The organism is Candidatus Rokuibacteriota bacterium (assembly GCA_016188005.1).
In the GTDB taxonomy this organism is placed as follows: domain Bacteria; phylum Methylomirabilota; class Methylomirabilia; order Rokubacteriales; family CSP1-6; genus UBA12499.
In genome coordinates this window covers 18,578-44,219 of record JACPIQ010000002.1, presented here as the reverse complement: position 1 = coordinate 44,219, position 25,642 = coordinate 18,578, and the positions used below count along the sequence as shown (strand labels likewise).

General features: G+C 69.7%; 21 protein-coding genes. All 21 read right to left on the bottom strand.

The annotated features are described in order from the left end of the window. Positions 1 to 45 precede the first annotated feature (45 nt). The 21 genes from rho to nuoL all read right to left on the bottom strand — a co-directional run bounded on the left by rho (position 46) and on the right by nuoL (position 25,521). The gene (rho, locus tag HYV93_00245) at positions 46 to 1,299 is read right to left on the bottom strand and encodes a transcription termination factor Rho (GenBank protein MBI2524397.1); all 1,254 of its coding nucleotides are present in this window, start codon (positions 1,297 to 1,299) and stop codon (positions 46 to 48) included. Positions 1,300 to 1,512: 213 nt separating this feature from the next. Continuing rightward, positions 1,513 to 2,622, bottom strand: coding sequence for a peptidylprolyl isomerase (locus tag HYV93_00240; GenBank protein ID MBI2524396.1), 1,110 nt, complete (start codon positions 2,620 to 2,622; stop codon positions 1,513 to 1,515). After that, positions 2,619 to 5,870 carry a transcription-repair coupling factor gene (gene mfd / locus HYV93_00235; protein MBI2524395.1) on the bottom strand — a complete coding sequence of 1,084 codons (3,252 nt, stop codon included), beginning with the start codon at positions 5,868 to 5,870 and terminating at the stop codon, positions 2,619 to 2,621. The genes HYV93_00240 and mfd overlap by 4 nt, the downstream gene beginning before the upstream one ends. 24 nt (positions 5,871 to 5,894) lie before the next feature. Further along, a complete protein-coding gene (locus tag HYV93_00230) occupies positions 5,895 to 6,545 on the bottom strand; it encodes a redox-sensing transcriptional repressor Rex (GenBank protein ID MBI2524394.1) in 651 nt (216 codons plus the stop codon). A gap of 79 nt (positions 6,546 to 6,624) precedes the next feature. Beyond that, positions 6,625 to 6,933, bottom strand: a complete 309-nt coding sequence (locus HYV93_00225) for an ATP synthase F0 subunit C (GenBank protein MBI2524393.1) — start codon at positions 6,931 to 6,933, stop codon at positions 6,625 to 6,627. Between the two features lie 59 nt (positions 6,934 to 6,992). Continuing rightward, positions 6,993 to 7,745, bottom strand: coding sequence for a F0F1 ATP synthase subunit A (gene atpB / locus HYV93_00220; GenBank protein MBI2524392.1), 753 nt, complete (start codon positions 7,743 to 7,745; stop codon positions 6,993 to 6,995). 8 nt (positions 7,746 to 7,753) lie between these two features. Continuing rightward, positions 7,754 to 8,119, bottom strand: a complete 366-nt coding sequence (locus HYV93_00215) for a hypothetical protein (GenBank protein MBI2524391.1) — start codon at positions 8,117 to 8,119, stop codon at positions 7,754 to 7,756. Further along, a complete protein-coding gene (locus HYV93_00210) occupies positions 8,109 to 8,342 on the bottom strand; it encodes an AtpZ/AtpI family protein (protein ID MBI2524390.1) in 234 nt (77 codons plus the stop codon). Before HYV93_00210 ends, HYV93_00215 begins: the two co-directional genes overlap by 11 nt. Before the next feature lie 134 nt (positions 8,343 to 8,476). Further along, positions 8,477 to 10,147 carry an iron ABC transporter permease gene (locus tag HYV93_00205; GenBank protein MBI2524389.1) on the bottom strand — a complete coding sequence of 557 codons (1,671 nt, stop codon included), beginning with the start codon at positions 10,145 to 10,147 and terminating at the stop codon, positions 8,477 to 8,479. After that, on the bottom strand, positions 10,140 to 11,222 hold the full coding sequence (locus HYV93_00200) for an ABC transporter ATP-binding protein (GenBank protein MBI2524388.1): 1,083 nt from the start codon (positions 11,220 to 11,222) through the stop codon (positions 10,140 to 10,142). The genes HYV93_00205 and HYV93_00200 overlap by 8 nt, the downstream gene beginning before the upstream one ends. 1 nt (position 11,223) lies before the next feature. Beyond that, positions 11,224 to 12,351 carry an extracellular solute-binding protein gene (locus tag HYV93_00195; GenBank protein MBI2524387.1) on the bottom strand — a complete coding sequence of 376 codons (1,128 nt, stop codon included), beginning with the start codon at positions 12,349 to 12,351 and terminating at the stop codon, positions 11,224 to 11,226. Continuing rightward, complete coding sequence (gene glpK / locus HYV93_00190; GenBank protein ID MBI2524386.1) at positions 12,348 to 13,865, bottom strand: glycerol kinase GlpK; 1,518 nt, start codon at positions 13,863 to 13,865, stop codon at positions 12,348 to 12,350. Before glpK ends, HYV93_00195 begins: the two co-directional genes overlap by 4 nt. Before the next feature lie 61 nt (positions 13,866 to 13,926). After that, complete coding sequence (locus HYV93_00185) at positions 13,927 to 14,757, bottom strand: glycerophosphodiester phosphodiesterase (GenBank protein MBI2524385.1); 831 nt, start codon at positions 14,755 to 14,757, stop codon at positions 13,927 to 13,929. Next, positions 14,754 to 15,605 (bottom strand): sn-glycerol-3-phosphate ABC transporter permease UgpE, encoded by an 852-nt coding sequence (gene ugpE / locus HYV93_00180; GenBank protein MBI2524384.1) that lies wholly within the window; start codon positions 15,603 to 15,605, stop codon positions 14,754 to 14,756. The genes HYV93_00185 and ugpE overlap by 4 nt, the downstream gene beginning before the upstream one ends. Before the next feature lie 41 nt (positions 15,606 to 15,646). Beyond that, positions 15,647 to 16,528, bottom strand: a complete 882-nt coding sequence (locus tag HYV93_00175; GenBank protein MBI2524383.1) for a sugar ABC transporter permease — start codon at positions 16,526 to 16,528, stop codon at positions 15,647 to 15,649. 4 nt (positions 16,529 to 16,532) lie between these two features. Then, positions 16,533 to 17,861, bottom strand: coding sequence for a sn-glycerol-3-phosphate ABC transporter substrate-binding protein UgpB (ugpB, locus tag HYV93_00170; protein MBI2524382.1), 1,329 nt, complete (start codon positions 17,859 to 17,861; stop codon positions 16,533 to 16,535). Positions 17,862 to 18,021: 160 nt separating this feature from the next. After that, the gene (locus HYV93_00165; protein MBI2524381.1) at positions 18,022 to 19,647 is read right to left on the bottom strand and encodes a glycerol-3-phosphate dehydrogenase/oxidase; all 1,626 of its coding nucleotides are present in this window, start codon (positions 19,645 to 19,647) and stop codon (positions 18,022 to 18,024) included. Beyond that, the gene (locus HYV93_00160; protein ID MBI2524380.1) at positions 19,644 to 20,480 is read right to left on the bottom strand and encodes an HAD-IIA family hydrolase; all 837 of its coding nucleotides are present in this window, start codon (positions 20,478 to 20,480) and stop codon (positions 19,644 to 19,646) included. The genes HYV93_00165 and HYV93_00160 overlap by 4 nt, the downstream gene beginning before the upstream one ends. Positions 20,481 to 20,675: 195 nt before the next feature. Then, entirely contained in the window at positions 20,676 to 22,136 is a 1,461-nt protein-coding gene (locus HYV93_00155) for an NADH-quinone oxidoreductase subunit N (protein MBI2524379.1), read from the bottom strand. Then, complete coding sequence (locus HYV93_00150; protein ID MBI2524378.1) at positions 22,133 to 23,641, bottom strand: NADH-quinone oxidoreductase subunit M; 1,509 nt, start codon at positions 23,639 to 23,641, stop codon at positions 22,133 to 22,135. Before HYV93_00150 ends, HYV93_00155 begins: the two co-directional genes overlap by 4 nt. A gap of 14 nt (positions 23,642 to 23,655) precedes the next feature. Then, entirely contained in the window at positions 23,656 to 25,521 is a 1,866-nt protein-coding gene (nuoL, locus tag HYV93_00145) for an NADH-quinone oxidoreductase subunit L (GenBank protein MBI2524377.1), read from the bottom strand. Positions 25,522 to 25,642 lie beyond the last annotated feature (121 nt).

The window sequence follows — 25,642 nt, the reverse complement described above, 5'->3', positions numbered from 1 at the left end:
GGGTCGGGCGGGCGACAGCCCGGGAGCCCGCCCCGGGGGAGAGACCTAGCCGAGCTGGTTCATCTGGTTGAGGAAGTCCCGGTTCGTCTTCGTCAGCCGGAGCTTGTCCAGCAGGAGCTCCATGGCCTCCACGGGATTCAGCTGGGACAGGGCCTTCCGGAGCAGCCAGACCTTTTGGAGCTCGTCCTTCTCCAGCAAGAGCTCTTCCTTGCGGGTGCCGGTCTGCTCGATGTTGATGGTGGGAAAGATGCGCTTGTCCATCAGGCGGCGGTCCAGATGGACCTCCATGTTGCCCGTGCCCTTGAACTCCTCGAAGATCACGTCGTCCATCCGGGAGCCCGTGTCGATGAGGGCGGTGGCCATGATGGTGAGCGAGCCGCCTTCCTCGACGTTCCGGGCGGCGGCGAAGAAGCGCCGGGGCCGCTGCAGCGCGTTCGCGTCCAGCCCGCCCGACAGCACCTTGCCGGAGGACGGGATGACGGCGTTGTGGGCCCGGGCGAACCGGGTGATGGAGTCGAGGAGGATGACGACGTCGCGCTTGTGCTCCACCAGACGCTTGGCCTTCTCGATGACCATGTCGGCCACCTGCACGTGCCGCTGCGGCGGTTCGTCGAAGGTCGAGGAGATGACCTCTCCCTTCACGGAGCGCTGCATGTCGGTGACCTCCTCGGGTCGCTCGTCGATGAGAAGCACGATGAGGTAGACCTCCGGGTGGTTCTTGGCGATGGCGTTGGCCAGGTTCTGCAGGAGAACGGTCTTGCCGGTCCGCGGGGCCGCGACGATGAGCCCGCGCTGGCCCTTGCCGATGGGACAGAGCAGGTCCATGGCGCGCGTCGTGAGGTTGTCGGAATCGTGCTCCAGCCGCAGCCGCTCCATCGGGTAGAGCGGTGTGAGGTTGTCGAAGATCGTCTTGTCCTTCGCCTGCTCGGGCGTCTCGAAGTTGATGGCCTCGACCTTGAGCAGGGCGAAGTACCGCTCGCTGTCTTTCGGAGGTCGAACCTGACCCGAAATGGTGTCGCCGGTCCGGAGGTCGAAGCGCCGGATCTGAGACGGGGACACGTAGATGTCATCCGGCCCGGGCAGGTAGTTGTAGTCGGGCGCCCGGAGGAACCCGAAACCGTCCGGCAGCACCTCGAGCACCCCCTCGGCGAAGATGAGCCCGTCCTTCTCCGCCTGCCCCTGGAGGATCTTGAAGATCAGCTCCTGCTTGCGGAGGCCGCTGAAGCCCTGGACGCCAAGGTCCTTGGCGACTTGGTTCAGCTCGGTGATGGTCTTGTCTTTGAGCTCGGACAGGTTCATCTTCATGCCTCCTCCCCCTCCGGCTTCCGATGGGGTCGGAGCGGAGTTCGCGGACATCCTCGGCGAGTTTCGCTTAGGAATGCGCGGCGAAATGGCTGTCTCCGGGGGGTTACGCTGTGTACGAGGGGTTCAACCGCTACACCGGTGCCGCTCTACTGAAGCCACTCTCCCACACCGTCCGCGTAACTGTCAACCGGATTCTTGCCGCCCGCCTCACAGCCGCCGGTCGATGATGGCCCGCTGCTTGATCTCGGCGAGCCAATCCCGGAACCGGGCCTGGTGCTTCTCCCGGAAGAGGATCTCGCGGATCTGGTTCCTGGCCTGCACCAGGCCGTCGCCCACCAGCGTCTCCTTCGACTCGAGCTTGAAGAGGTGATAGCCGACCTCGGAGCGGAATGGCGCGGACACCTCCCCGGGCTGGAGCTTGAGGATGGCCGCCTCGATCTCGGGCGCCAGCTCGCCGCGCTTGAGCGTGCCGAGCGCTCCCCCGTCCTTCCCCGACCCGTCGTCGGAGTGCTTCCGGGCCATCTCGGGGAAGTCCGTCCCACCGAGCAGCAGGGCGTAGACCTCCCCGGCCCTCCGGCGGGCGACGGTCCACCCGTCCTCTCCCCGACCGGCCTCGGGCAGGAAGAGGATGTGCCGGGCTCCGAAGGAGAGACCGGTCTCGAGCTTCTCGCGGTTCTCGGCGAGGTAGCGGTCGATCTCCTGCTCGGTCACGCTGACCCGCAGCGAGACCTTCCGGCGGACCACCCGCTGGACCATCAGCTGGTCGCGAACGCGGCGCTTGACGCCCTCGAGGGTGACGCCCTGGGCCTTCAGCGTCTCCTCCAGCTGGGCCTCGGTGGCGGCGCCGAGCTTCTTTCTGATCTCGGCCAGTTGCTCGGCGATCTCGGCCTCCTCCACGACGATCCGGTCCCGCTCCGCCTGCTGGAGCTGGAGGCGGTTGTCGATGAGGCGCTGGAGGAGCTGATCCCGCAGCGCCTGCCGGGCCGCCGCGTCCTTCGGCTCCTCTTTGCTCTCGTAAACCTGGTACGCCTCGGCCTCGTCGAGCTGGAAGAGCGTGATGGCGTCGTTGTTGACGACGCAGATCACCCGGTCCAGGACCTCCTCCGCCTGCGGCGCCCGGGCAACGGGTCCCCCCGGCAAGACCGGCGCGCCCGTGGGCGCCTTCGTTTGCAGCGGGGAGGCCGGGGGCGGGGCCGCTCCCGGCGGCACATTCGGCACCGCCCTGGCTTGGCCGATCAGCGGGACCCAGGAGGGAATGGAGCACCCCGCGAGGGACACGGCCAGGAGCACGACCAGCGCCGCGCAGGAGCCCGTCACGGCCGCACCGACTCCAGCAGGGCGATGAGCGCCGTCCGGACCGCCGGCCACGGCCCTCCTGGGATCTTCGCTTCCACGGTGAACTCCCTGAGCATCCTCATGGCCCCACGGCTCCGGCTGATGGCCTGCAGCAGCCGTTCCGGGGTGACGGGCGTCGACGGCGCGAACGTCAGGAGCGCCCGGCCCCCCTGCGCTTCGACCCGCTCGACCCCCAGGGCGCGCGCCGTCACGCGCAGCCCCACGACGTCGAGCAGGGCCTCGACCGCGGCCGGCACGGGCCCGAAGCGGTCCAGCAGTTCCGATCGGAGACGCCCGATCTCCTCCCCCTCGACGATGTCGGCAAGCCGCTTGTAGAGCGCGAGCCGCTGGTTGACCTCCGGAACGTAGTCCTCGGGCAGCAGCGCCTCCACCTCCACCGTGACGGTCGGGTCCACGGAGGCCGGGGCGGGCTCGCCCTTCAATTCTCTCACAGCTTCCTCGAGAAGCTTGGTGTAGAGGTCGAACCCCACCGCGGCGATGTGTCCGTGCTGCTCCGGCCCGAGCAGGTTTCCCGCCCCGCGGATCTCGAGGTCGCGGAGCGCCAGCTTGAAGCCGGCGCCCAGCTCCGTCAGCTCCTCGACGACGCGGAGCCGCCGCTGCGCGGTCTCGTCCAGCCGGCCGTCGGCGGGGATGAGGAGGTACGCGTAGGCCTGCAGACGCTCCCGCCCGACCCGGCCCCGGAGCTGGTAGAGCTGCGCCAGTCCGAAGCGATCGGCCCGGTTGATGATGATGGTGTTCGAGGCGGGGATATCGAGCCCCGACTCCACGATGGCCGTGGAGACCAGCACGTCGGCCTGGCCGTCCACGAACTTCACCATGACGGCCTCGAGCTCGCGCTCGGCCATCTGCCCGTGCGCCATCACGACACGCGCCTCCGGACACAGCCCCCGGATGAAGGCGGTCATGGACGGCAGCGACTGCACCCGGTTGTGGACGAAGAAGACCTGCCCCCCGCGGCCCAGCTCCCGCTCGATCGCCTCCTGGATCACGCTCCGGCTGAAGCGGGTCACGACCGTCTCGACGGGCAGCCGGTCCAGCGGCGGCGTCTCGATCACCGAGAGATCACGCACCCCGGACATGGCCATGTAGAGGGTGCGCGGGATCGGCGTGGCGGTGAGCGTGAGGACGTCCACCGAGGCCCGCAGCTGCTTCACGCGCTCCTTGTGGGTGACGCCGAAACGGTGCTCCTCGTCCACCACGAGGAGCCCCAGCCGCTTGAACTCCACGTCCCTGGACAGGAGTCGGTGGGTGCCGATGACGACGTCCACCGTGCCGCTCCTGAGCCCCGCCAGCACGGCCTTCTGCTCCCTGGGACTCCGGAAGCGCGAGAGCAGCTCGACCCGAGCGGGGAAGGAGGCGAAGCGGTCGGTGAAGGTGTTGAAGTGCTGCTGGGCCAGCACCGTCGTGGGCACCAGGACGGCGACCTGGCGCCCGTCGGCCACCACCTTGAACGCGGCCCGCAGCGCCACTTCGGTCTTGCCGTAGCCCACGTCGCCCGCGACGAGCCGGTCCATGGGCTGGGCCCGTTCCAGGTCCGCCTTGGTATCCTCGATGGCGCGGAGCTGGCCAGGCGTCTCCTCGAACCGGAAGGCCGCGTCGAACTCGCGCTGCCAGGGCGTGTCGGCCGGGAACGCCTCTCGCTCGGCGAGCGCGCGGGTGGCATAGAGGCGGAGGAGCTCCTCGGCCATCTGACGGAGCGCGGCACGGACCGACCCCTTGACCCGCTGCCAGGCGCCACCGCCGAGACGGTCGAGACGCGCGGCGCCCTCGGGCGCGCCCATGTACTTGGAGATCAGGTCCAGCCTCTCCACCGGCAGGTACAGCCGCCCGCCCTCGGCGTACTCCAGCAGGAGGAAGTCGGCCGCTCGCCCCTCGGCCGACATGGTCCGGAGACCGTGGTATCGGCCCACCCCGTGGGCCTCGTGGACGACGAGGTCCCCGGGCGCGAGGTCCGTGAAGGACGCGATGGCGGCGCCCCGCTGGAACAGTGGGCGCCGCAACCGGCGGCGGCGCGCGCCGAAGAGCTCCTCCTCGGTGAGCACCACGAGGCCCAGGGCCGGGAGCTGGAAGCCGGTGGAGCAGTCCCCGACGAGGATTCCGAGGCCCTCGGGGCTCCAGAGGTGCGTCCCCGGCCAGGCCTCGAGCCCGTGCTCCGAGAGGATCCGGCTCAGGCGCTGGGCCTGGGGCTCGTCGTTGACCACGAGCCGCACCGCGAAGCCCTCGCTCCGCCAGCGCTCGAGCTCCACGGCCAGGGCCTTGAACTGGCCGCGGAACCCGCCGACGGAGCGTGCGCCCAGGGCAATGCCCGGAGTGCCGGCACGCCCCTCGGCGACGAGAGACAGGTCGAGCCGCTGAAAGGCGGCGAGCAGCCGCGCGAGAGGCACGGCGGACGGCGCGTCGTCCTGCGGCGCCTCGAGCACGGCCGGGTCCGGGAGGACGGCGAGCGTGTCCAGCGGCAGGTACGCCGCGAGCGTGGTCTCCGCGGTGGCGCCCCCGAGGGGGAGCACCACCAGCTCCGAGACCTCCTCGACGGACCGCTGGGAAGTGGGGTCGAACAGGCGGAGGGACTCCACCTCGTCGCCGAAGAACTCCACGCGCACCGGACACTCCCGGGCCGGGGAGAAGATGTCCACGATGCCGCCGCGCAGGCTCCACTGCCCGACCTCCGCCACGGCCTCTACCCGCTCGTATCCCCCCGCCTCGAGGCGCGCGAGCAGGCGCTCGCGCTCGATGGTGTCGCCGAACGAGAGACGCAGGGCCCGGGCGCGGAACTCGGCAGGCGTGGGCAGCGGCGAGGAGAGCGCGGCCGGGGTGCACACGACCACCGGCGCCTCCCCCTCCAGGAGCCGGTGACACACGAGGACGCGCTCGGCGTCGTGCTCGCCGTGGCGACCCCGCCAGGCCGGCAGCGCGGCCGGCGGGAACTCGAGGACGCGGGCTCTGGAGGCGAGGGCGTCCCCGTCACCCCCGAGGGAGGAGAGGAAGAAGGCGAGGTCCAGGGCCATGTGGTGCACCTCGGCCTGGGCCGGCGCCAGGACCAGCACCGGGCGCCTCGCGGTCGTCCGGAGGGCTGCGATGACGAGAGCGCGGGAGGCGCCCCAGAGCGCGTGGGCCCCGAGGCAGGGGGTGCCCGAGGCGACGGCGCCGGCCAGCTCCCTGAGAGCACTCCAGCCGGAGAGAGCGGGGGGGACGGAAGAGGCGTCCGTCATGTACTGCGGCCAGGCGGGCTCGGGCTACCGGCCGCCCTGGGCGAGGTAGAAGCTGAGGGACTCCAGCTCGATGGACAGGTCCACGTTCTTCAGACGCACGTCCCGCCCCGTCTTGATGCGGGTGGGCGCGAAGTTCAGGATGGCCTTGACCCCGGCGGCCACCAGCTTCTCGGTCACCGACTGGGCCGCCTCCGCGGGAACCGCCACGATGGCGATCTGGAGATCGCGCGCCTTGGCCTCCCTGGGGAGGTCGCGGAGCGGCAGGATGGGCACCCCGTCCGCGGACTTGCCGACCTTGCCGGGGTCGTCGTCGAAGACGACGGCGATCCGGAAGCCCTGCCTGGCGAAGCCCTTGTAGTGGAACAGCGCGGAGCCGAGGTTCCCGAAACCCACCAGGGCCACTGCCCACTCCCGGTCCAGCCCCAGGATCTTCTGCAGCTCGGCCTTGAGCCCCGAGACGTAGTAGCCGATGCCCCGCACGCCGAACTCGCCGAAGTAGGCCAGGTCCTTCCGGACCTGCGCGGAATTGAGGTTGAAACGCTCGGCCAGCTCCTGGGAGGAGATCGTCTTGACCCCGTCCTCCTCCAGGTGGAGCAAGCAGCGGGTGTAGACCGACAGACGACGGATGGTCATCTCCGGGATCTTCGGGATCTTGAAGTGGGAGCGTGCGGTCATGTCCCTCCAGGCGTCCGGCCGTGCAGCGTGGACGGGGACGGGTGTCCCGGACGGGTCGTGGGACACCCGTCCCCGATCACTACTTCACCGGCTGCACGAAGAGGAGGATGGCGGCGATGACGAACACATACAGGGCCAGCGACTCGATGAGCGCCAGGCCGATGATCATGGCCGTCTGGATGCGGGCGGCGGCCCCGGGCTGGCGCGCCATGGCGTCCACGGCGGCGGCCGCCGCCTTGCCCTGCCCCAGCGCGCAGAGACCGGAGGCCAGGGCCATGCCCAACCCGGCCGCGATCACGGCGAAAGGGCCCACCCAGCCGCCCGTCGCAGGGGCCGCCCCCTCGGCCGCGAGGGAGATCCCTGGAACGGAGAGAACGGTCAACGTCATCAGCGTCAGCATCAGTGAGCGTCGCACGACTTTCGCCTCCTTGGTGGGGTTGGGAACGACTAGTGGTGCTCGGCTTCCTCGACCGCGCCGGCGATGTACAGCATGGACAGCATGCAGAAGATGAAGGCCTGCAGGAACGCGACCAGGATCTTGAGTGGCAGCAGGAAGCCCGTGGTGAACGCGATCATGAGCACGCCGGCCGGCGTGCCCACGAGGAGCCCCGTGAGCTGGCCCGTCAGGGCCCAGCCGAAGAGCCCGTCGAAGCCGGTCAGGAGGAAGATGATCGCCAGCAGGATGTGCCCGCCGAACATGTTGCCGAAGAGGCGGAGGGCCAGCGAGAGTGGGCGCGCGAAGTGGCTCACGAGCTCGATGGGGAACATGAGGGGGGCCAGGAACGGGACCGGGCCGGCGAAGTGCTTCAGGTAGGTCACGAACCCCTGCTTCCGGATGCCGATGGAGTGGTAGAGGATGAACACCGTGATGGCGCAGGCGGCCGTGGTGTTGAGGTTGCCGGTGGGGGCGATGAGGCCCGGCACGAGGCCCATGAGGTTCGACACCAGGATGAACAGGCCGAGGGTGGCGATCCAGGGCAGGTAGCGGCGTCCCTCGTGCCCGATCACGTCGTCGAGCAGGGACAGGAACTGCTCGAGCACGACCTCCATGAAGTTCTGAGTCCCCCGGGGGACGAGCTGCACGTTCCGGGAGGCGACGGCGGAGACGGCGATCAGCACGGCCATCACGAGCCAGGTGTAGAGCACGTGATCGGGGACGCCCGCGATGTGCAGCAGCGGGGGATGCTCGATGGCTTCCATGGACTCCTCTAGAGAGCCGTCCGGGCGCCCTGCCACCCCAGTGCGATCACGGTGGGCGGGAGCACCGCGAGCCCCACCATGACTCCCACGGGGTGGAGCCCGGCCTGGAGCAACGCCACGATGACCCCGAACAGGACGAGGTGCCGCAGGCCGAGGGCGAGGACCCGGAGGGGCCGGGGACGGCCGCCGCCGATCAGGGTCGTCGGCTGCGAGGCCGCCCGCGCGAGCCAGCGGAAGCTGGCGACGGAGACGAGCGCGCCCCCGAGTACCCCGAGGGCGCCGGGGAGCCCCGCCAGGAGGGCGCCCCCGGCGGCCGCCGGCACCGCCGCGCCGAGCGTCGCGCGGCTGACGCGCATCACCAGGTCACGGTCCATCGCGCTCCTGTTTTTCGGCCCGCGTGATCGAACGGAAAAGGTCCCGGAAGCCAGCGGCGATTCCCACGCCCATGCCGATCAGCGTGAGCCATGGGCTTGTATCGAGCCACCGATCGATGAAGTACCCTCCCACCGTGGCGCCCGCGGTGGACACCACGAAGGTGATCCCCACGGTCGCCAGCGTTCCGAGGGTACGCCAGGGGGACGGCTCCGAGACCCCCATGTGAACAGGAACACTATCACAGCGCCACCGCCCGCACAAGTGGGCAAACACCTTGATTTCTCGGGTCAATCTGCAGGGCGGAGGCGGCGGTCACGCACAAGGCCACCCTTCTCCGCGGGGTCCAGCGCACGGCCTCAGCCAAAGACACCTCCCATCCGCGTCCCCGCGATGCGGTTGATGACGAGGGTGCTGAGGGCAGCCACGAGGATGAGGATCACGCCGAGCGCGGCGGCCTCGTTGGCGCTGCCCGCGATGTAGAAGGCGAAGATGCCGTTGGTGATGGACTCCCAGCCGCCGAGGGCGAGGAAGAGGACGGCCGAGGCCTCCTGCAGCGACGTCATGAAGGAGAAGAGGCTCCCGACCAGCACCCCCTTCCAGATCAGGGGGAGCGTGATGTCCCGGAAGGACCGCAACCCCGTGGCCCCCACGCTGGCGGCCGCCTCCTCCATGGAGAGGTGCACCAGCTGGAGCGAGGCGTAGGAGCCCCGCACCGTATAGGGCAGCCGCCGCACCGCGAGCACCAGCGGCATGATGATCCAGAAGGACGTGAGCCCCCGGTCGAAGCCGGGCAGGTCGAAGTGGAAGGCCCGGATGTAGGCGATGCCGATGGCGGTGCCCGGGATGGCCAGGATCAGGGTGTTGAGGGCGTCCAGCGCCCCGCGCCCCGGCACCGTGGAGCGGCCGAGCAGCCACGCGATCGGGACCCCGACGGCGATACAGAGCCCGACCGCGATCCCGGAGTACAGGAAGCTGTTGAGGATGTACTTCGGCGTCTCCACGATCACACGCTCGTAGTACTGGATGGTGTAGGCCACGGGCAGAGGCGTGAGCGACCACCCCTTGCCGAGGGAGGCGAGCGTCACGCCGATGTACGGGATGAAGGAGAGGAGGAGCGCGCCGGAGAGGAACGCGACCGCCAGCACCTGCCTCGGCGTCGACAGCCGGCGCCGCGCGATCTTCGAATAGGAGAGCGAGGAGTAGTCCTTGAGCCCGACGTAGTGCCGGGCAGCCAGCAGGAAGAGCACCGCCAGGAGCACCATGAGCGCCGAGATCACGATGCCCATCCGGAAGATCCGCTTGTCCACGAACTGGACGATGTTGAGGTAGGCCTGGGCCGCCAGGAGATCCTGCACCCCCAGGACCAGCGGCGTCGCGAAGTCCGAGAAGGTCCAGATGAAGACCAGCAGCGCGCCGGCGATGTAGCCGGGTGTCGTCAGCGGCAGCGTCACGGTCCAGAACTTCCTCCACCCGCGCGCCCCCACGCTCTCCGCCGCCTCCTCCAGCGACGGGTCGATCTTGCCGAGGGCGTCCACCACGTTGAGCGTGATCATCGGGAAGAGGTGGAGGGTCTCCACCAGCACCACCCCGTGGATCCCGTAGAGGAAGTTGACGGGCCGCAGCATGTCGAGCCAGTCCATCAGGAGCACGTTCACGGTCCCCGCCCGGCCCAGGATGAAGGTGAAGCCCAGCACCCCCACGAGCGGCGGCGAGATGATGGGGATGATCGTGAGGTAGCTGAAGAGGCTGCGGCCCCAGAAGTCGAAGCGGACGAGGAGGAAGGCGACGGCGATGCCGAGGGCGGAGGAGGTGATGACCGTCGCCACGCCCAGGAGCAGGGAGTTCCAGAGGGAGCGCCGGTAGAACTCGTCGGTGAAGAAGTCCTGGAAGTTCGCCAGCGTGAAGTGGCCGGCCCCGTCCGTCACCGCGTCGTAGAAGATCCGGCAGAGCGGGTAGACGAGAAAGAGGATCAGGAACGCCCAGATCAGCCCCACTCCCAGGAGGAGCGGGAGGCGGGCGCTACGCATCGTCGGCCACCGCCAGCGTGACGGAGAGCGGGAAGTGGAGCGCCACCGCCGCGCCGAGCGGAAGGGGATCGTGGTGCCAGGGATCCCGGATGTCGGCCTTGAGCACCTGGCCGCTCTCGGTCTCCACGTCGTAGCGGAGGGTGCTACCGAGGTAGGAGGCGAAGGAGACGCGCCCCCGGATCGCGTTGCCGTTGGCGGGAGGCGCGGCCGAAGCCGCGGCGATAGCCACGTTCTCGGGCCGGATGGCCAGCACGCAGCGCTCCACCCGGACCGCGGCCTCGCCGGGCATGGCCTCGAGCCTCCCCAGCGCCGTCTCCACCACGAGGCGGTCCCCGCGCCGCTCCCGCACCTGCCCCGGCACCAGGTTGTTCGTCCCCACGAAGTCGGCCACGAAGCGCGTCCGCGGCCGCTCGTAGAGCTGCTTCGGCGTGCCGATCTGGAGCACGCGGCCGTCCCTCATGACGGCCACCCGGTCCGAGAGCGAGAGCGCCTCCTCCTGGTCGTGGGTCACGTACACGGTGGTGATGCGCAGCTCCTGCTGGAGCTTGCGGATCTCGGCGCGGACCTGGACCCGGATCTTCGCGTCGAGGTTGGACAGCGGCTCGTCCAGCAGCAGGATGTCGGGGTTGAGGACCAGCGCCCGCGCCAGCGCCACGCGCTGCTGCTGGCCGCCCGAGAGCTGGCCAGGGTAGCGCTGCTCGAACCCCGCCAGGTTCACCTTGCGGAGCCCCTCGCCCAGGCGCGACTCGATCTCCCCGGCGGAGAGCCGGCGCAGCTTGAGGCCGTAGGCCACGTTGGCGCGGACGGTCATGTGCGGCCAGAGCGCGTAGTTCTGGAAGACCATGCCGATGTTGCGCTCGTAGGGCGGCAGCCCGTTCACCACGCGGTCGCCGAAGCGGATCTCGCCGTCCTCGGGCTGTGAGAAGCCGGCCAGCAGCCGGAGCAGCGTGGTCTTGCCGCATCCCGAGGGGCCCAGCAGCGTGAACAGCTCGCCGTCGGCCACGACGAGCTCGGCGTGGTCGACGGCGGTGACGGTCCCGAAGCGCTTGACGAGCCCCGAGATGGCGATCTTCACGTCACTTCTTCTTCAGCTCTTCCCACTTGGCCTCGATGTCCGAGCGGTACTTGGTCTTGAGCGCCGCGGAGCGCTTGGCCGCCACGCCCTCGTCGTAGACGTTGGCGACCTCCTGGTCGAAGTAGGAGCGGACGCCCCCCGTGAACTGCACCGCCAGCTCCGCCGTGGACCCCGGCGCGCCCTGGACCTTGTACCTGGGCGTGATCGGGAACAGCCCGCGCTCCATGAAGACCTTCTGGCCGCGCTCCGTCAGCAGGAACTCGATGAAGGCGCGCGCCGCCTTCGGGTTGCGCGCCCCCGCCAGGACCGCCATGGGCTCGGGCGTCACGAAGGCGTTCTTCGGCGCCACGAACTTGATGTCGAAGCCCGCGAGCTTCTCCTCGAAGGCCATGTAGGAGGGCACGGCGAAGCCGGCCGCGAACTCCCCCTTGGCCACCACCGTCGGCACGTCCCGGCTCCTGGCGGTGAAGTGCCCGGTGTTGGCCGCCAGCTTGCGGAGCCAGTCCCAGCCCTTCTCCTCGCCGTGCATGGAGAGGATGACCTCGTAGGTCGCGTTGGAGGAGGACGAGCGCGTCGGCGCGCACTGGGCCACCTCCCCCTTGAGCTTGGGGTTCAGGAGGTCCTCCCAGTCCTTCGGCTCGGGCACCCCGAGGCGCTGGATCCGCTTCGGGTGGTAGACGAGGCCGTAGGGCTCCAGCGCCGTGCCCACCCAGTAGCCGTCCTTGTCCTTGAGCGGGATGGGCTTGGGCTTGCCGATGGCGGCCGGGATCGAGTCCCACGCCTCCTTCGAGATCTCGACCTTCTGGAGCAGCCTCTGCTCGGCCAGCTTCTCGAAGAGCGCCGACTCGCCGCCCCAGAAGATGTCGACGTCGGGCTTGCCCTTCCACTCGGTGATGCGCCCGTAGGCCACCGGCGTGCCCGCGGGAATCGCGCTCACCTTGACGGTGATCTTCCACTTCTCCTTGGCATACTCGGCGAACGCCTTGAGCGCCGCGTCGTGGATGAACTTCGAGACCGGCGTGATCAGCGCCAGCTCGCTCTCGATCGGCGCCTGGGCCGCCGCCGGCCCGGTCCATTCCGTCACGGCCAGTCCGGCCAGCATCAGCGCCACTGCGATGATCCGTGTCATGGAGCCCTCCTGTCGGTTGGTTGCACCCAGGCGCGCGACCGCTCCACGGCGCGCCGCCAGCCATCATAGACGGCATGCCGTTCGCCCGGCTCGAGTGCGGGCGTGAACCGGCGCTCGAGCCGCCAGCGGCTGCCGAGCTCTTCCGTCTTCCACAGCCCCACCCCGACCCCCGCCAGCCAGGCCGCCCCGAGGCCTGTCGTCTCGGTGACCGAGGGGCGCAGCACCTCCACGCCCAGCATGTCCGCCTGGAACTGGCAGAGGAAGTCGTTGCCCGCGGCGCCGCCGTCCACCCGGAGCGTCCGGATCGCCACGCCCGCCTCCTCGGCCATGGTGTCCAGCACATCCCGGCTCTGGTAGGCGATGGCCTCCAGCGCCGCCCGGGCCAGGTGCGCCCGCGTGGTTCCCCGCGTGAGCCCCACGATGGTTCCCCGCGCGTAGGGGTCCCAGTACGGCGCCCCCAGCCCCACGAAGGCCGGCACCAGATAGACACCGCCCGTATCGGGCACCGATTCCGCCAGCGCCTGGGTCTCCCCGGCCCGGGCGATGATGCCGAGCCCATCCCGCAGCCACTGCACCGCCGCCCCCGCGATGAACACGCTGCCCTCCAGCGCGTAGGTGATGCGCCCACCCACCGACCAGGCCACCGTGGTCAGCAGCCCACGGTCGGAGGTCACGAGACGCTCGCCGGTGTTCAGCAGGAGGAAGCAGCCCGTGCCATAGGTGTTCTTGGCCATGCCCGGCTCGAGGCACGCCTGGCCGAAGAGCGCGGCCTGCTGGTCGCCGGCGATGCCCGCCACCGGGATCCCCCCCGGCAGCGGCCCGCCCGTGGCAGTTTCCCCGAACACCCCCGCCGAGGGCCGCACTTCGGGGAAGAGCGGCATGGGGACGCCGAGCATCCCCGCGAGCCCCTCGTCCCACCGCAGCGCCCGGATGTCGAAACAGAGCGTCCGGGAAGCGTTGGAGGGATCGGTGGCGTGGACGCGGCCGCCCGTGAGCCGCCAGAGGAGCCACGAGTCCACCGTGCCGAAGGCCAGCGCTCCGTGCTCGGCCTGGGCCCGCGCGCCCTCCACGTGGTCCAGCAGCCACGCGATCTTCGTCCCGGAGAAGTAGGCGTCCACGACGAGCCCCGTCTTGCGCCGGACCTCGGCCTCGACACCGTCGGCCTTGAGCCTGTCGCAGAGGCCCGCCGTCCGCCGGCACTGCCAGACGATCGCATGGTGGAGGGGCCGACCCGAGCCGCGCTCCCAGAGGAGGGTGGTCTCGCGCTGGTTCGTGATGCCGACGGCCGCCACCTCGGCCGGTGAGATCCGGGCGGCCCCCAGCGCCTGGCCCATGGCCTCGACGGTGGTCCGCCAGATCTGCTCCGGGTCGTGCTCCACCCAGCCGGGCCGCGGGTAGTGCTGCGGCAGCTCGACATAGCCGCGGCCGCGGATCTGCCCCTCGGGGTCCACCACCAGGACCGTGGACCCGGTGGTCCCCTGGTCGAGCGCGAGGATGAAACGCCCCCGGGTCATTCAGGTTGCTTGAACGTGGAGGACATCGGGTGGCGGCTCGGCCTCTTCGCGCCTCCGGCGCTCATCGGGCGAGGAGGTCTTTCGCCCAGTCGGGGCGGTCGGTGATGACGATGCCGACGCCCAGGTCGATGAAGCGGCGCATGGCCTCGCGCTCGTTCACCGTCCAGACGCCCAAGCCGAGTCCCATCTTGCGCGCGAGCGCCACCGCCCGGGCATCGACCAGGGCCTGGTGCAGCCCGATGAAGGCCACCCCAGCCTGCCTCACCTCGTCCATCACCCCGGCCAGCCCCGAGGGGTGGCCCTCCACCATCCGCGGCGCATAGAGGGCCGCGGTGCGGATGTCGGGCCGGAGCGCCCGCACCCGGCGCCAGCTGTCGGCCTCGAAGGCCATGATGACGGCGGAGGGCGCCATGGCGTGGCGGTCCAGGACGGCCAGCACCTTCTCCTCGATGCCCGGGTAGCGCGCCTTCCGCTCGTCCACCTTGATCTCAAGCAGCAGCTGGCGCTTCCCGGACGCCGCCAGCCTCACGACCTCCTCCAGCGTCGGCACCGGCTCCTCGGTCATCGTGCCGGCGCTGTCCCTGAGCCGGATCTGCTTGAGCTCGGCCAGCGTGCGCTCCCGCACCGGGCCGCGGCCCGTGCTGGTGCGGTCGAGCGTGGCATCGTGGATCACCACCGGCTCCCCGTCCCGCGAGAGATGCACGTCGAACTCGAGGAAGTCGGCGCCGAGGGCCGCGGCCCGGCCGAAGGCGAGCAGGCTGTTCTCCGCCCAGAGGAGCGAGCCCCCCCGGTGGGCCGCGAAGAGGACGGGCGCGGCGGCGCGCGCGTGACCGGCGCTGGCCACGAGGGCCACGAGCCCGAGCCCGGTCGCCACCAGCCCGGGAGATCTCACTTCTCCGACTCCACCAGCCCCTTCACGAACCAGCGCTGCATGAACAGGATGACCGCCACCGGTGGCAGCAGCGCCATCATGGCCGCCGCCATCATGATGTTCCACTCGGGGATGTGGGTGCCCGTGCGCGGGATGAGATCCTGCAGGCCGATGACCACCACGCGCATCGCCTCGGTGTTGGTGATCATGAGGGGCCACAGGTACTGGTTCCACCCGTAGATGAAGAGCACCACGAAGAGCGCCGCGATGTTGGCCCAGGAGAGCGGCACGAGGAACGACCAGAGGAAACGCATGGGGCCGGCCCCGTCGAGCTGCGCCGCCTCCACCATCTCGTGGGGGATGGTGAGATAGAACTGGCGGAAGAGGAAGGTCGCGGTGGCCGAGGCCATGAGCGGCACGGTGAGCCCAGCGTAGGAGTCGAGCCAGCCGAGGTTGCCGATCACCTCGTAGGTGGACATGATCCGCACCTCGACCGGCAGCATCAGCGTGACGAGGATGAGCCAGAAGCAGGCGGTCCGGCCGCGGAAGTTGAAGTAGACGATGGCGAAGGCCGACAGCACGGAGATGACGATCTTGCCGAGGGCCGAGACCACGGCCACCACGGCGCTGTTCCACAGGAGCCGCCCCATCTTCGCCCGGGTCCATGCCTCCAGGTAGTTCTGCACCGCATGCCCCGCGGGACGGAGCACCGGGGGTCGGGCGATGACCTGTTCCACGGTCTGGGTGGAGATGACGAAAGCGTAATAGAGCGGAAAGGCGATGAGCGCCACGCAGGCGAGCAGCAGGGCATGGACCACGAGCGCGTGCCAGTCGAGCGGCCTGCGCCGGGTCTCGAGGACGGCCGGCAGCGAGGCGGCCCGGGCCGGGGCAGCGAGGGCGCCGTCCCCGCTCAATACGTGATCCTCTTTTCCACGAAGCGGAACTGGAGCGCGGTGAGCCCGATGACGACGAGCATGAGGATCACCGACTGGGCGGCGGAAGAGCCCAGGTTGAGCCCGATGAAGCCGTCCTTGTAGACCTTGAAGACCATGATCTCGGTGGCCCCGCCCGGCCCGCCCTGGGTCACGGCGTGGATCATGCCGAACGAGCTGAAGAACGAGAAGAACAGGTTGACGACGACCAGGTAGAAGGTGATGGGCGCCAGCAGCGGGAAGACGATGAGGCGGAAGCGCCGCAGGGCCCCCGCACCGTCCACACTGGCGGCTTCGAGCACCGAGGTCGGGACGGCCAGCAGGCCAGCGAGGAAGAAGGCGATGTTGTAGCCCACGTGCGTCCACGCCGTGGCGATCACCACCAGCGCCATGGCCACCCAGCCCTTGAGGAGCCAGTTGAACTCGTAGGCTGTCACGAAGGACAGCCAGTACGGGAGCACCCCGTAGGAGGGGTGGAAGATGAACAGGAAGATGATGCCCGCGATGGGGGGCGCGATGCCGTAGGGCCAGAGCACCGCGGTCCGGTAGGCCGTGAGCCCGCGCACGTTCTGGGTGGCCAGCGCCGCCACGAAGAGCCCCGCCCCCACCCCCAGCGCCGTGACGCCGAAGGCGAAGATGAAGCTGTTGACGACCGACTGGTAGTAGTCACCGGAGACCAGGAGCTTGCGGAAGTTCTCGAGCCCGACGAAGACGACCCGGTCGCCGAAGGCAGAGGTCCGGAAGAAGCTCAGACGGAGCGACTCGAAGGCCGGCCAGAAGAAGAACACGAGGGTCACCGCCAGCTGCGGCAGCACCAGCAGATACGGCAACCCCCGGTTCTTGAAGACGCTCCGCTTCATCGACTCAGGGCTTGTTGGCCGCCGCGAACTCCTTCAGGATCTCATTGCCCTTCGCCACGGCGGCCTCCAGCCCCTCCTTCGTCGTCTTCTTCCCGGCGAAGATGTTCTCCAGCTCCGGCTCGATGGCATCCCGGATCTGGGCCATGTTGCCGAGCCGGTGCCCGCGGCTGTTGGCGGTGGGCGTGGCGCCCAGCTGGCTGAGTGCCGTCCACTGCTCGGGGTTCTTCTTGAAGTGGTAGCCCGCCTCCAGGTTCTTGATCGCCGTCTGGGTGATCGGGACATAGCCCGTGGTGACACTCCACCACATCTGCTGATGCGGATCCGAGATGAACTTGAGGAACTGGGCCACACCCTTGTAGTCACCCGCCTTCTGCCCCTTCATGACCCAGAGCGTGCCGCCGCCCACAATCGCGTTCTGCTTCTTGTAGGGCGCCCCCCAGTGGGGGAGCTGGCCCGTCGCCCAGTCGAATTTCACGGACCGCTTGAAGCCGCCGATCACGGCGGAGGACTGGATCAGCATGGCGCAGTCGCCGTTGACGAACTTCGGGTCGGGCTGCCCCATGCGCCCGCCGTAGGAGTAGACCCGCTCCTTCTGCCACGCCGCGAGCTGGCCGATGTGCTTGATCCCGAACTCGCTGTTGATCAGGAGCTTCGTCTCGAGCCCCTTGTAGCCGTTCTCGTTGGTGGCGAAGGGCTGGTCGTGCCAGGGGAAGGTGTTCTCGAGCATGGTCCACGACGGCCAGGAGGTGGTGAAGCCGCACTTCGCCGCGCCCGCGGCGATGATCTTCTTCGAGACCTCTCCCACCTGCTTCCAGGTGGCCGGGGGGTTGCCCGGATCGAGTCCCGCCTTCTTGAAGGCGGCCTTGTTGTAGTAGAGGATCGGGCTCGACGAGTTGAAGGGCATGGAGTAGAGGTTGCCGTCCTTGGAGTAGTAGCTGACCACCGGCGCGATGAAGTCCTTCCAGTTGACGGCGACCTCCTGCTCCTTCATGAGCTGGAACACCGGGTAGATGGCCCCGGAGGAGAGCATGGTCTGCGTCCCCACATCGAAGAACTGGACGATGTGGGGCGGGTTCTTCTGCCGATACGCGGCGATGGCGGCCGTCAGGACCTCGGGGTACGTCCCCTTGTTGAGGGCCTTGACCTCGTACTCTCGCTGGCTCTGGTTGAACTGCCTGACCAGCTCGCCGACGGTCTCGCCGAGCTGACCGCCCATCGCGTGCCAGAAGTGGATCTCGGTCTTGGCCAGCGCAGGGGCCGGGGCCAGCAGCGGCGCGGCAAGCAGAGCCAGCGCCGCGAAGCCTGGGATGAAGGATCTCACTGTCCGCCGCATGGGTGTCCTCCGATCGTCATGAGGTAGGTCAGCCTGGGTGGCTCTCTGTGACGGATGCGCGTTCCACCTGGGTCGCGGTCGCGTGGCGACTCGGTCTGGCCCGGGCCCGGGCGGCCCAAAATATACCACGAAAGATCGGGAACCGGTTCGCCGCGGCGGCTCAGTGCGTCCGGAACCTGTGACTCCGGTCCACGTGCAGGCGGTAGGCGGACAGCTCCGCGTCGAGCCGCCGGGGCGACCAGCCGCAGAGCTCCGCCATCCGTCGGCCGATGGCCTCGGCGCAGTCGAGCCCCTGGCACGGGCTCAATCCGATCCCCGTCCGCCGCAGCAGCACGTCCTGGAGGGACACGGCCATCTCCTCGCGCACGGCCTGGTGGAGCTGGGCCACGATCTCCCCGTTCCGGGGGCAGAGCCGGTCCGTCCCGTCGGGCAGCTTGCGGGCCAGCTCGATCACGCGGCCGTAGCCGCGGCCGTACGTCTCCACGAGGACCTGCATGGTCTCGCGCGAGAGGCCGGTGGCCGCCGTCTCCTCCGACACGTCCATCCAGACGCGCGCCTCGACCTTCCCGGCCTCCTCGTCGAGCCCGTCCAGCGCGAGCGCGGCCGACCGTGACGGTCGCGAGCGGCCGAGGCGGGCCATCACGAGGTCGCCCACCTCCTCGGCGAGGCTCCGGAAACAGGTGAGCTTGGTCCCCGTGACCGACATGAAGCGGCCCTCGGGGCCCTCCATGACGACCCGGTGCTCCCGCGACACCTTCGACTCGGACACGCCCTCCTCCCACGACAGCGGACGGACCCCGGCGTAGGCGTAGACGACGCGGTCGAAGGCCACACGCGGGTCCGGCAGCGCGCGCTCCGCCGCCGCCAGGAGGTAGGTCACCTCGTCCCGGGTGGCCCAGAGCCGATCCGGGTCGCCCTCGAAGTCGGTGTCCGTGGTGCCGACGAGCGTGAACTCGCGCCAGGGGATCACGAAGATCATCCGCTCGTCCTCGCCGGAGAGGTAGACGGCGCGGTCCGTCATCCGCGGCAGCAGGCAGTGGATGCCCTTCGTCGTGCGGAGAATCCTCCGGCCCCCGGCGGCGACGCCGGCGAGCTCCCGGATGCGGTCCACCCAGGGGCCGGCACAGTTGACGATCACGGAGGCGCGCACGGTGTGCACCTGCCCCGACAGCAGATCACGGACACGCACGCTCTCGACGCCACGCCCGCCGTGCACCAGCTCCTCGACCTGGCAGTAGTTGTGCGCCCGCGCGCCGTGCCGCACCGCGGACAGCGTGTTCTCGAGGCACAGCCTCTCCGGGGACAGCAGGAGGTCGTCGAAGTAATAGCCCGCGCCGCGCAGGCCCTCGGCGCGGATGGACGGCTCGAGGGCGAGGGTGTCCCCCTGGCGGAGGACCCGGTAGCGCTCGGTGCGCTTGCCGGGGGTCAGGAGATGGTAGAGCCACATCCCGATCCGCACCCGGATCAGCCCGCGCGGGCCGCCCCGGTAGATCGGGACCAGGAACGGCAGCGGGCGGACCAGGTGGGGCGCGAGTCGCTCGAGCGTCGCCTTCTCGCGCAGCGACTCACGGACGAGCCGGAAGTCGCCCAGCTCCAGGTAGCGCAGGCCGCCGTGGATCAGCTTGGAGGACCGCGAGGTGGTGCCGGAGGAGAAGTCGCCCTTCTCGAAGAGGGCCACCGAGGCGCCGCGGAGCGCCAGGTCGCGCGCGACGCCCGCGCCGGCCATGCCGCCGCCGATCACCACGGCGTCGAAGGCCATGCCGTCGAGTCCCACCAGCCTGCTCATGGTGTCGCGATCAGCTCCGCGATCGATCGTACCACGTGGTCGGGAGCGAGCGCGGCGATTCGGGGATCGCCGGCCCGGGTGATCCCACTCAGCACGAGGATGGTCCCCAGCCCCAGACGCTTGCCCATGGTGATGTCGGTCTCCAGGCGGTCGCCGACGATCACCGCCTCGTCGGCCCGCACGCCGAGGGCGGCGAGCGCCACCTCGAGGATGATCGGCGACGGCTTGCCGACCACGGCCTCCACCGTGCGCCCGGTGACGGCCTCCACGGCGGCGATCATGCCCGCGCAGTCGGGGATCTCCCCGCCTTCGACGGGGCAGGTGCGGTCCGGGTTGGTGGCGATGAGGCGCGCTCCGCGCCTGACGGCCTGGAGCGCCGTGTTGAGCTTCGCATAGGTGAAGGTCCGGTCGAAGGCGATCACGACCCAGCGCACGCGCTCGTCCTCCCGCACCTCGAAGCCGTGCGCCCGCATCTCGGCGATCATGGGCGGCTCGCCGATGACGAACACCGGGGCCCCCGGGTCGAGCCCGCGGAGGTGGCGCGCCAGCACCAGCGAGGAATTGATGACGTCGTCGGCCTGGGCCGGGATGCCCAGGCGGGAGAGCTTGGCGGCGTAGTCGGCGCGGGTCTGGAGCGGCTTGTTGGAGAGGAAGGCGACGCGCCGGCCGGCCTGGCGGAGGGCGGCGACGGCCTCGGCCGCGCCCGGGATGAGCCGCTCGCCCAGGTAGACCGTCCCGTCCAGGTCGAAGAGCCAGCCCCGGTACGGAAACCGCAGCGTCACAGCTCGGTGCCGGGACGGATGGCGAGCCAGACGAGGCCCGAGGATCGCCATGGGAGCCGCAGCCGAAGGCGAGGCGAGCGAAGCCGGGAGGGGAGCGAAGCGGCGGGCGCGAGGCGTACGTGGGTGTACGTTGAGCGCTGGCGACGACCGAGAACGTGGCTGAGCGAGGCGCAGCCGCAGGCAAGACGAGCGGATATGGGAGTCATGCGAGCGTGAGCGAGCATGGCGAAGCCAGCCGGCCCGGCACTACCGGAGCAGCGGGAGGACGGCCGCCTGGGCCAGATCGAGGAAGGGCGCGGGCAGCACCCCGAGCTGCACCACGCCCCACAGGGCGACGGCCAGCGCGAGCCCCGCCGGGAAGGACGGGACCAGGACGGTCGGGGCGCCCGCGGGGTCGCGCATGTACATGTAGACGATCAGCCGGAGGTAGTAGTAGGCGGCGATGGCCGAGTTGAGCACGCCGATCACGGCGAGCCACACGTACCCGGTTCGCACGGCTGCCCCGAAGAGGTAGAACTTCCCGACGAAGCCTGCCATGGGCGGGATGCCGGTCAGCGAGAGCAGGAACACGGAGAAGGCGAGCGCCAGCACCGGGTGCCGCGTGGCGAGACCCGCCAGGTCGCCCACCTCCACCGCCTCCCGCCCCTCCCGCTCGAGGAGCAGGATGACGCCGAAGGCCCCCGCGGTGGTGAAGGTATAGACGAGCAGGTAGAAGAGCACGCTGCCGCCGCCCAGCGCCCCGCCCGCCACCACGCCCACGAGGATGTAGCCCACGTGCGCGATGGAGGAGTAGGCGAGCATCCGCTTGATGTTCTGCTGGGCGAGGGCGACGACGTTGCCCACCGTCATGCTGAGCACGGCGAGCCACCACATCAGCATCGTCCAGTCGGGCTGGGCCGCCCGCATTGCGGAGAGGAGCACGCGGAGGAGCGCGGCGAAGGCCGCCGCCTTGGAGCCGGTGGCGATGAGCGCGGTCACGGAGGTCGGCGCGCCCTGGTACACATCCGAGGCCCACATGTGGAAGGGCACCGAGGAGATCTTGAAGCCGAAGCCCACCACCAGGAGCCCGAGCCCGATCAGCAGCAGCGGGTCGCGCCCGGCGCCCGCCCCCACCGCCACGCCGATCCGGTCGAGGTTGGTCGAGCCCGTGGCGCCGAAGATGAGCGCGATGCCGTAGAGGAAGAAGCCCGACGCGAAGGCGCCGAGGAGGAAGTACTTCATGGCGGCCTCGCCCGCCTCGAGCCGCCCCACGAACCAGCCGGCCAGGACGTAGAGCGACAGCGACATGATCTCGAGGCCCAGGAAGACCACGATGAGGTCCCCCGCCGCCGCCATGAGCATCATGCCGACGGCCGCGAAGAGGACGAGGATGTAGAACTCGCCCGACTCCATCCCCTGGCGCCGCAGGTAGTCGAGTGAGAGCAGCAGCACGAGCCCGGTGGCGAAGCCGATGACGAGGTCGAAGAAGAGGGCGAAGCCGTCGAGCCGCACCATGCCGTTGAACGCCCGCTCGTCGGACCCCCAGAGGCTCAGCGTGAGGATCATGGACAGGACGACGCCCGCCAGCCCCACGACGCCCAGGTGGTCCTTGCGGCCCCGCGTCGGCAGGAGATCGAGGAGCAGCAGGAGGCAGGCGGCCGCCGCCACCACCGTGACCGGCGCGATGGCGCGGAAACTGATGACGGGCAGGACGAGGGTCGGGCTCACCGCGGCACCAGGGCGGCGGTGGCGGCGGCCTTGGCATGCACCTGGGCGAGGAGGGCCTGCACGCTCGCCTCGGTCACCCCGGTGAAGGGCGCCGGGTAGACGCCGATCCACACGATGAGCGCCAGCACCGGCAGCAGCACGACCCACTCGCGCGCCGAGAGGTCGGCCAGACGGCGGTTCTCCTCCCGCGTCACCTCGCCGAAGACGACGCGCTGGTACATCCACAACAGGTACACCGCGGCGAAGATGATGCCGGTGGTGGCCAGCGCCGCCACCGTCACGTTCCACTGGAAGGCGCCGACGAGGATCAGGAACTCGCCCACGAAGCCGTTGAGGCCCGGCAGCCCCAGCGAGGACAGCGCCACGATCAGGAAGAGGGCGCTGTAGGCGGGCATCACCTTCCAGAGCCCGCCGAAGTCGGCGATGAGCCGCGTGTGACGTCGCTCGTAGATCATCCCTACCAGGAGGAAGAGCGCCCCCGTGCTGAGGCCGTGGTTCACCATCTGGATGATGCCGCCCACCAGTCCCTGGGCGTTGAACACGAACAGGCCGAGCATCACGAAGCCCAGGTGGCTCACGCTGGAATACGCCACGAGCTTCTTCAGGTCCGGCTGGACGGTGGAGACCCAGGCACCGTAGATGATGCCGACGATCGCCAGGGCGACGATCCAGGGGGCGAAGGCCAGGCTCGCCTGCGGGAAGAGCGGCAGGCAGAACCGCAGGAATCCGTAGGTGCCCATCTTCAGCAGCACGCCCGCCAGGATCACGCTGCCCGCCGTCGGCGCCTCCACGTGGGCGTCCGGCAGCCAGGTGTGGAAGGGGAACATCGGCACCTTGATGGCGAAGGCCAGCGCGAAGGCGAGGAAGAGGAGGTTCTGGCCGAGCCCCGCCGGCACGAGGTAGCGGGCCAGCACGGGCAGGTCGAAGGTGTAGATCCCGGTGGCGGCGCCGTGCTGGAAGTACAGGGCCAGGATGGCGACCAGCATCAGCACCGAGCCCGCCAGGGTGTAGAGGACGAACTTAAGGGCCGCGTAGACGCGGTTCGTGCCGCCCCAGATCCCGATGATCAGGTACATCGGGATCAGCATGGCCTCCCAGAAGACGTAGAAGAGGAAGAGGTCCAGCGCCACGAAGACGCCGAGCATCCCCGTCTCCAGCAGCAGCATGGTGACGGCGAACTCCTTCCACCGGCGCTCGATGGAGTGCCAGGACGACAGGACCGCCAGCGGCATCAGGAAGGTCGTGAGGAGCACGAGCAGCAGGCTGATCCCGTCGATGCCCAGGTGATAGGTGATGCCCAGGGAGGGCATCCAGTCCCCGCGCTCGACGAACTGGTAGCCGGCCTGCCCCGCGTCGAACCCGGTGTAGAGCGGGAGCGAGATGACGAAGGCCGCCAGGGTCGTCAGGAGCGCCAGGGAGCGCGCCAGCCGCTCCTGGGCCCGCGGCAGGAGCGCGATGACGACCGCGCCCGCGACCGGCAGGAACGTGACGGTGGACAGCAGCATGAGCTAGTGAGTCATCAGCGGGAGAGGAGGAAGGCCACGACGGCCACGGCCCCCACGAGCATGCCGAGCGCGTAGTTCATGACGAAGCCGGTCTGGATCCGGCGCAACCCCTGCGCCCAGGCCACGACCCCCCGCCCGATGCCGTTCACCGCCCCGTCGATCAGGCCGAGGTCGAACACTCGCGCGCACCAGCGGCAGAGCGCGAAGAGCGGCCGGACGAAGAGGGCGTCGTACAGCTCGTCCACGTAGTACTTGTGCAGGAGCAGCGAATGGATGGCGTGCTTCGGGGCCGCGATCTCCTCGGCACGGACCGGCCGGCGGCCGTACATGAGCCAGGCGAGCAGCACTCCGCCCACCGCGACCGCCACCGAGGCCGCCACCACGGCCGAGCCGTGGGCCGCCTCCTCCACGGGGAACACCGGCGCCAGGAAGCGCGCGAAGGCGGTCCCGTGAGCAGACGGCCAGCCCAGCGCGAGGCCGGCCACCGCGGTCAGCGCTGCCAGCGCTGCCAGCGGCACGGTCATCACGGCCGGCGACTCGTGGACGTGGCGCGCGCTCTCGTGGGACATGCGCGAGGCGCCGAAGAAGGCCAGGAAGACGAGGCGGAAGGTGTAGAAGGCCGTCATGAACGCGCCGGCCAGGAGCAGGAGGAAGAGCAGCGTGTGCTCCTCGTGGGCGGTGGCGGCCAGGATCTCGTCCTTGGAGAAGAAGCCCGCCAGCGGCGGCAGCCCGGCCAGCCCGGCCGCGCCCACGACGAAGGTGATGGCCGTCGCCGGCATCCGCGGCGCGAGCCGGCCCATCCGCCGCAGGTCCTGTTCCCCGGAGAGGCCGTGGATCACGCTGCCGGCGCCCAGGAAGAGCAGCGCCTTGAAGAAGGCGTGCGTCACGAGGTGGAAGATGCCCGCCGCGTAGGCGCCCACCCCCACGCCGACGAACATGTAACCGAGCTGACTGATGGTCGAGTAGGCCAGCACCCGCTTGATGTCAGTCTGGACCAGGCCGATGGTGGCGGCGAACACCGCCGTGAGCCCGCCGACCCAGGCGACGACCTCCAGCGAGACGGGCGCCATCTCGAAGAGCTTGTGGCAGCGCGCCACCATGTAGACCCCCGCCGTCACCATCGTGGCGGCGTGGATCAGCGCCGAGACGGGCGTCGGCCCTTCCATGGCGTCGGGAAGCCAGGTGTACAGCGGCAGCTGCGCCGACTTCCCGCACGCGCCGGCGAAGAGCAGCAGCGCGATGGCCGTGTAGGTCGGCACGCTCACGCTGGCGTCGGCCCTGGCGAAGACCTCCCCGTAGTCGAGCGTGCCGAACGTGGTCCAGATGAGCATGATGCCCAGGCCGAAGCCGAAGTCGCCGACGCGGTTGACGATGAAGGCCTTCTTGCCGGCATCCGAGGCCGACTGCTTCTGGTACCAGAAGCCGATGAGCAGGTAGGAGCAGAGCCCGACCGCCTCCCAGAAGACGTAGAGGAGGAGGAAGTTCCCCGCCAGCACCAGCATCACCATGGAGAAGACGAAGAGGTTCAGGTAGGTGAAGAAGCGGGCGTAGCCGTCGTCGCCGTGCATGTAGCCGGCGGAGTAGAGGTGGATGAGGAACCCCACGCCCGTCACCACCAGGAGCATGACGGCCGAGAGCGGGTCCACCTGCACGGTGATGGCGGTCTTGAAGCTGCCGGCCGCGATCCAGGGGAAGAGATCGCCGGTGTAGGTCTCCCCGCCCTGCACCCGCGCGAAGACGGCGCAGGCGGCGAGGAAGGAGGCGCCCAGCGCGGGCACGGCGATCCAGTGGGCGCGGTGTCCGATGAGCCGGCCGAAGAGCGCGTTCAGGAGCGTGCCGAGGAGCGGGAAGAGCGGGATCAGCCAGACGAGTCGTGACATGGTTGTGCTTTCGGGTACAAACCCGCATCACTCTATCCAAAGGGGTCGTGGGTGTCAAGGACGCTGGCGCCAACTCCCCGTGGCGGCAGGCGAACCGTTGAGCGAGCGACGGGGCGCGCCG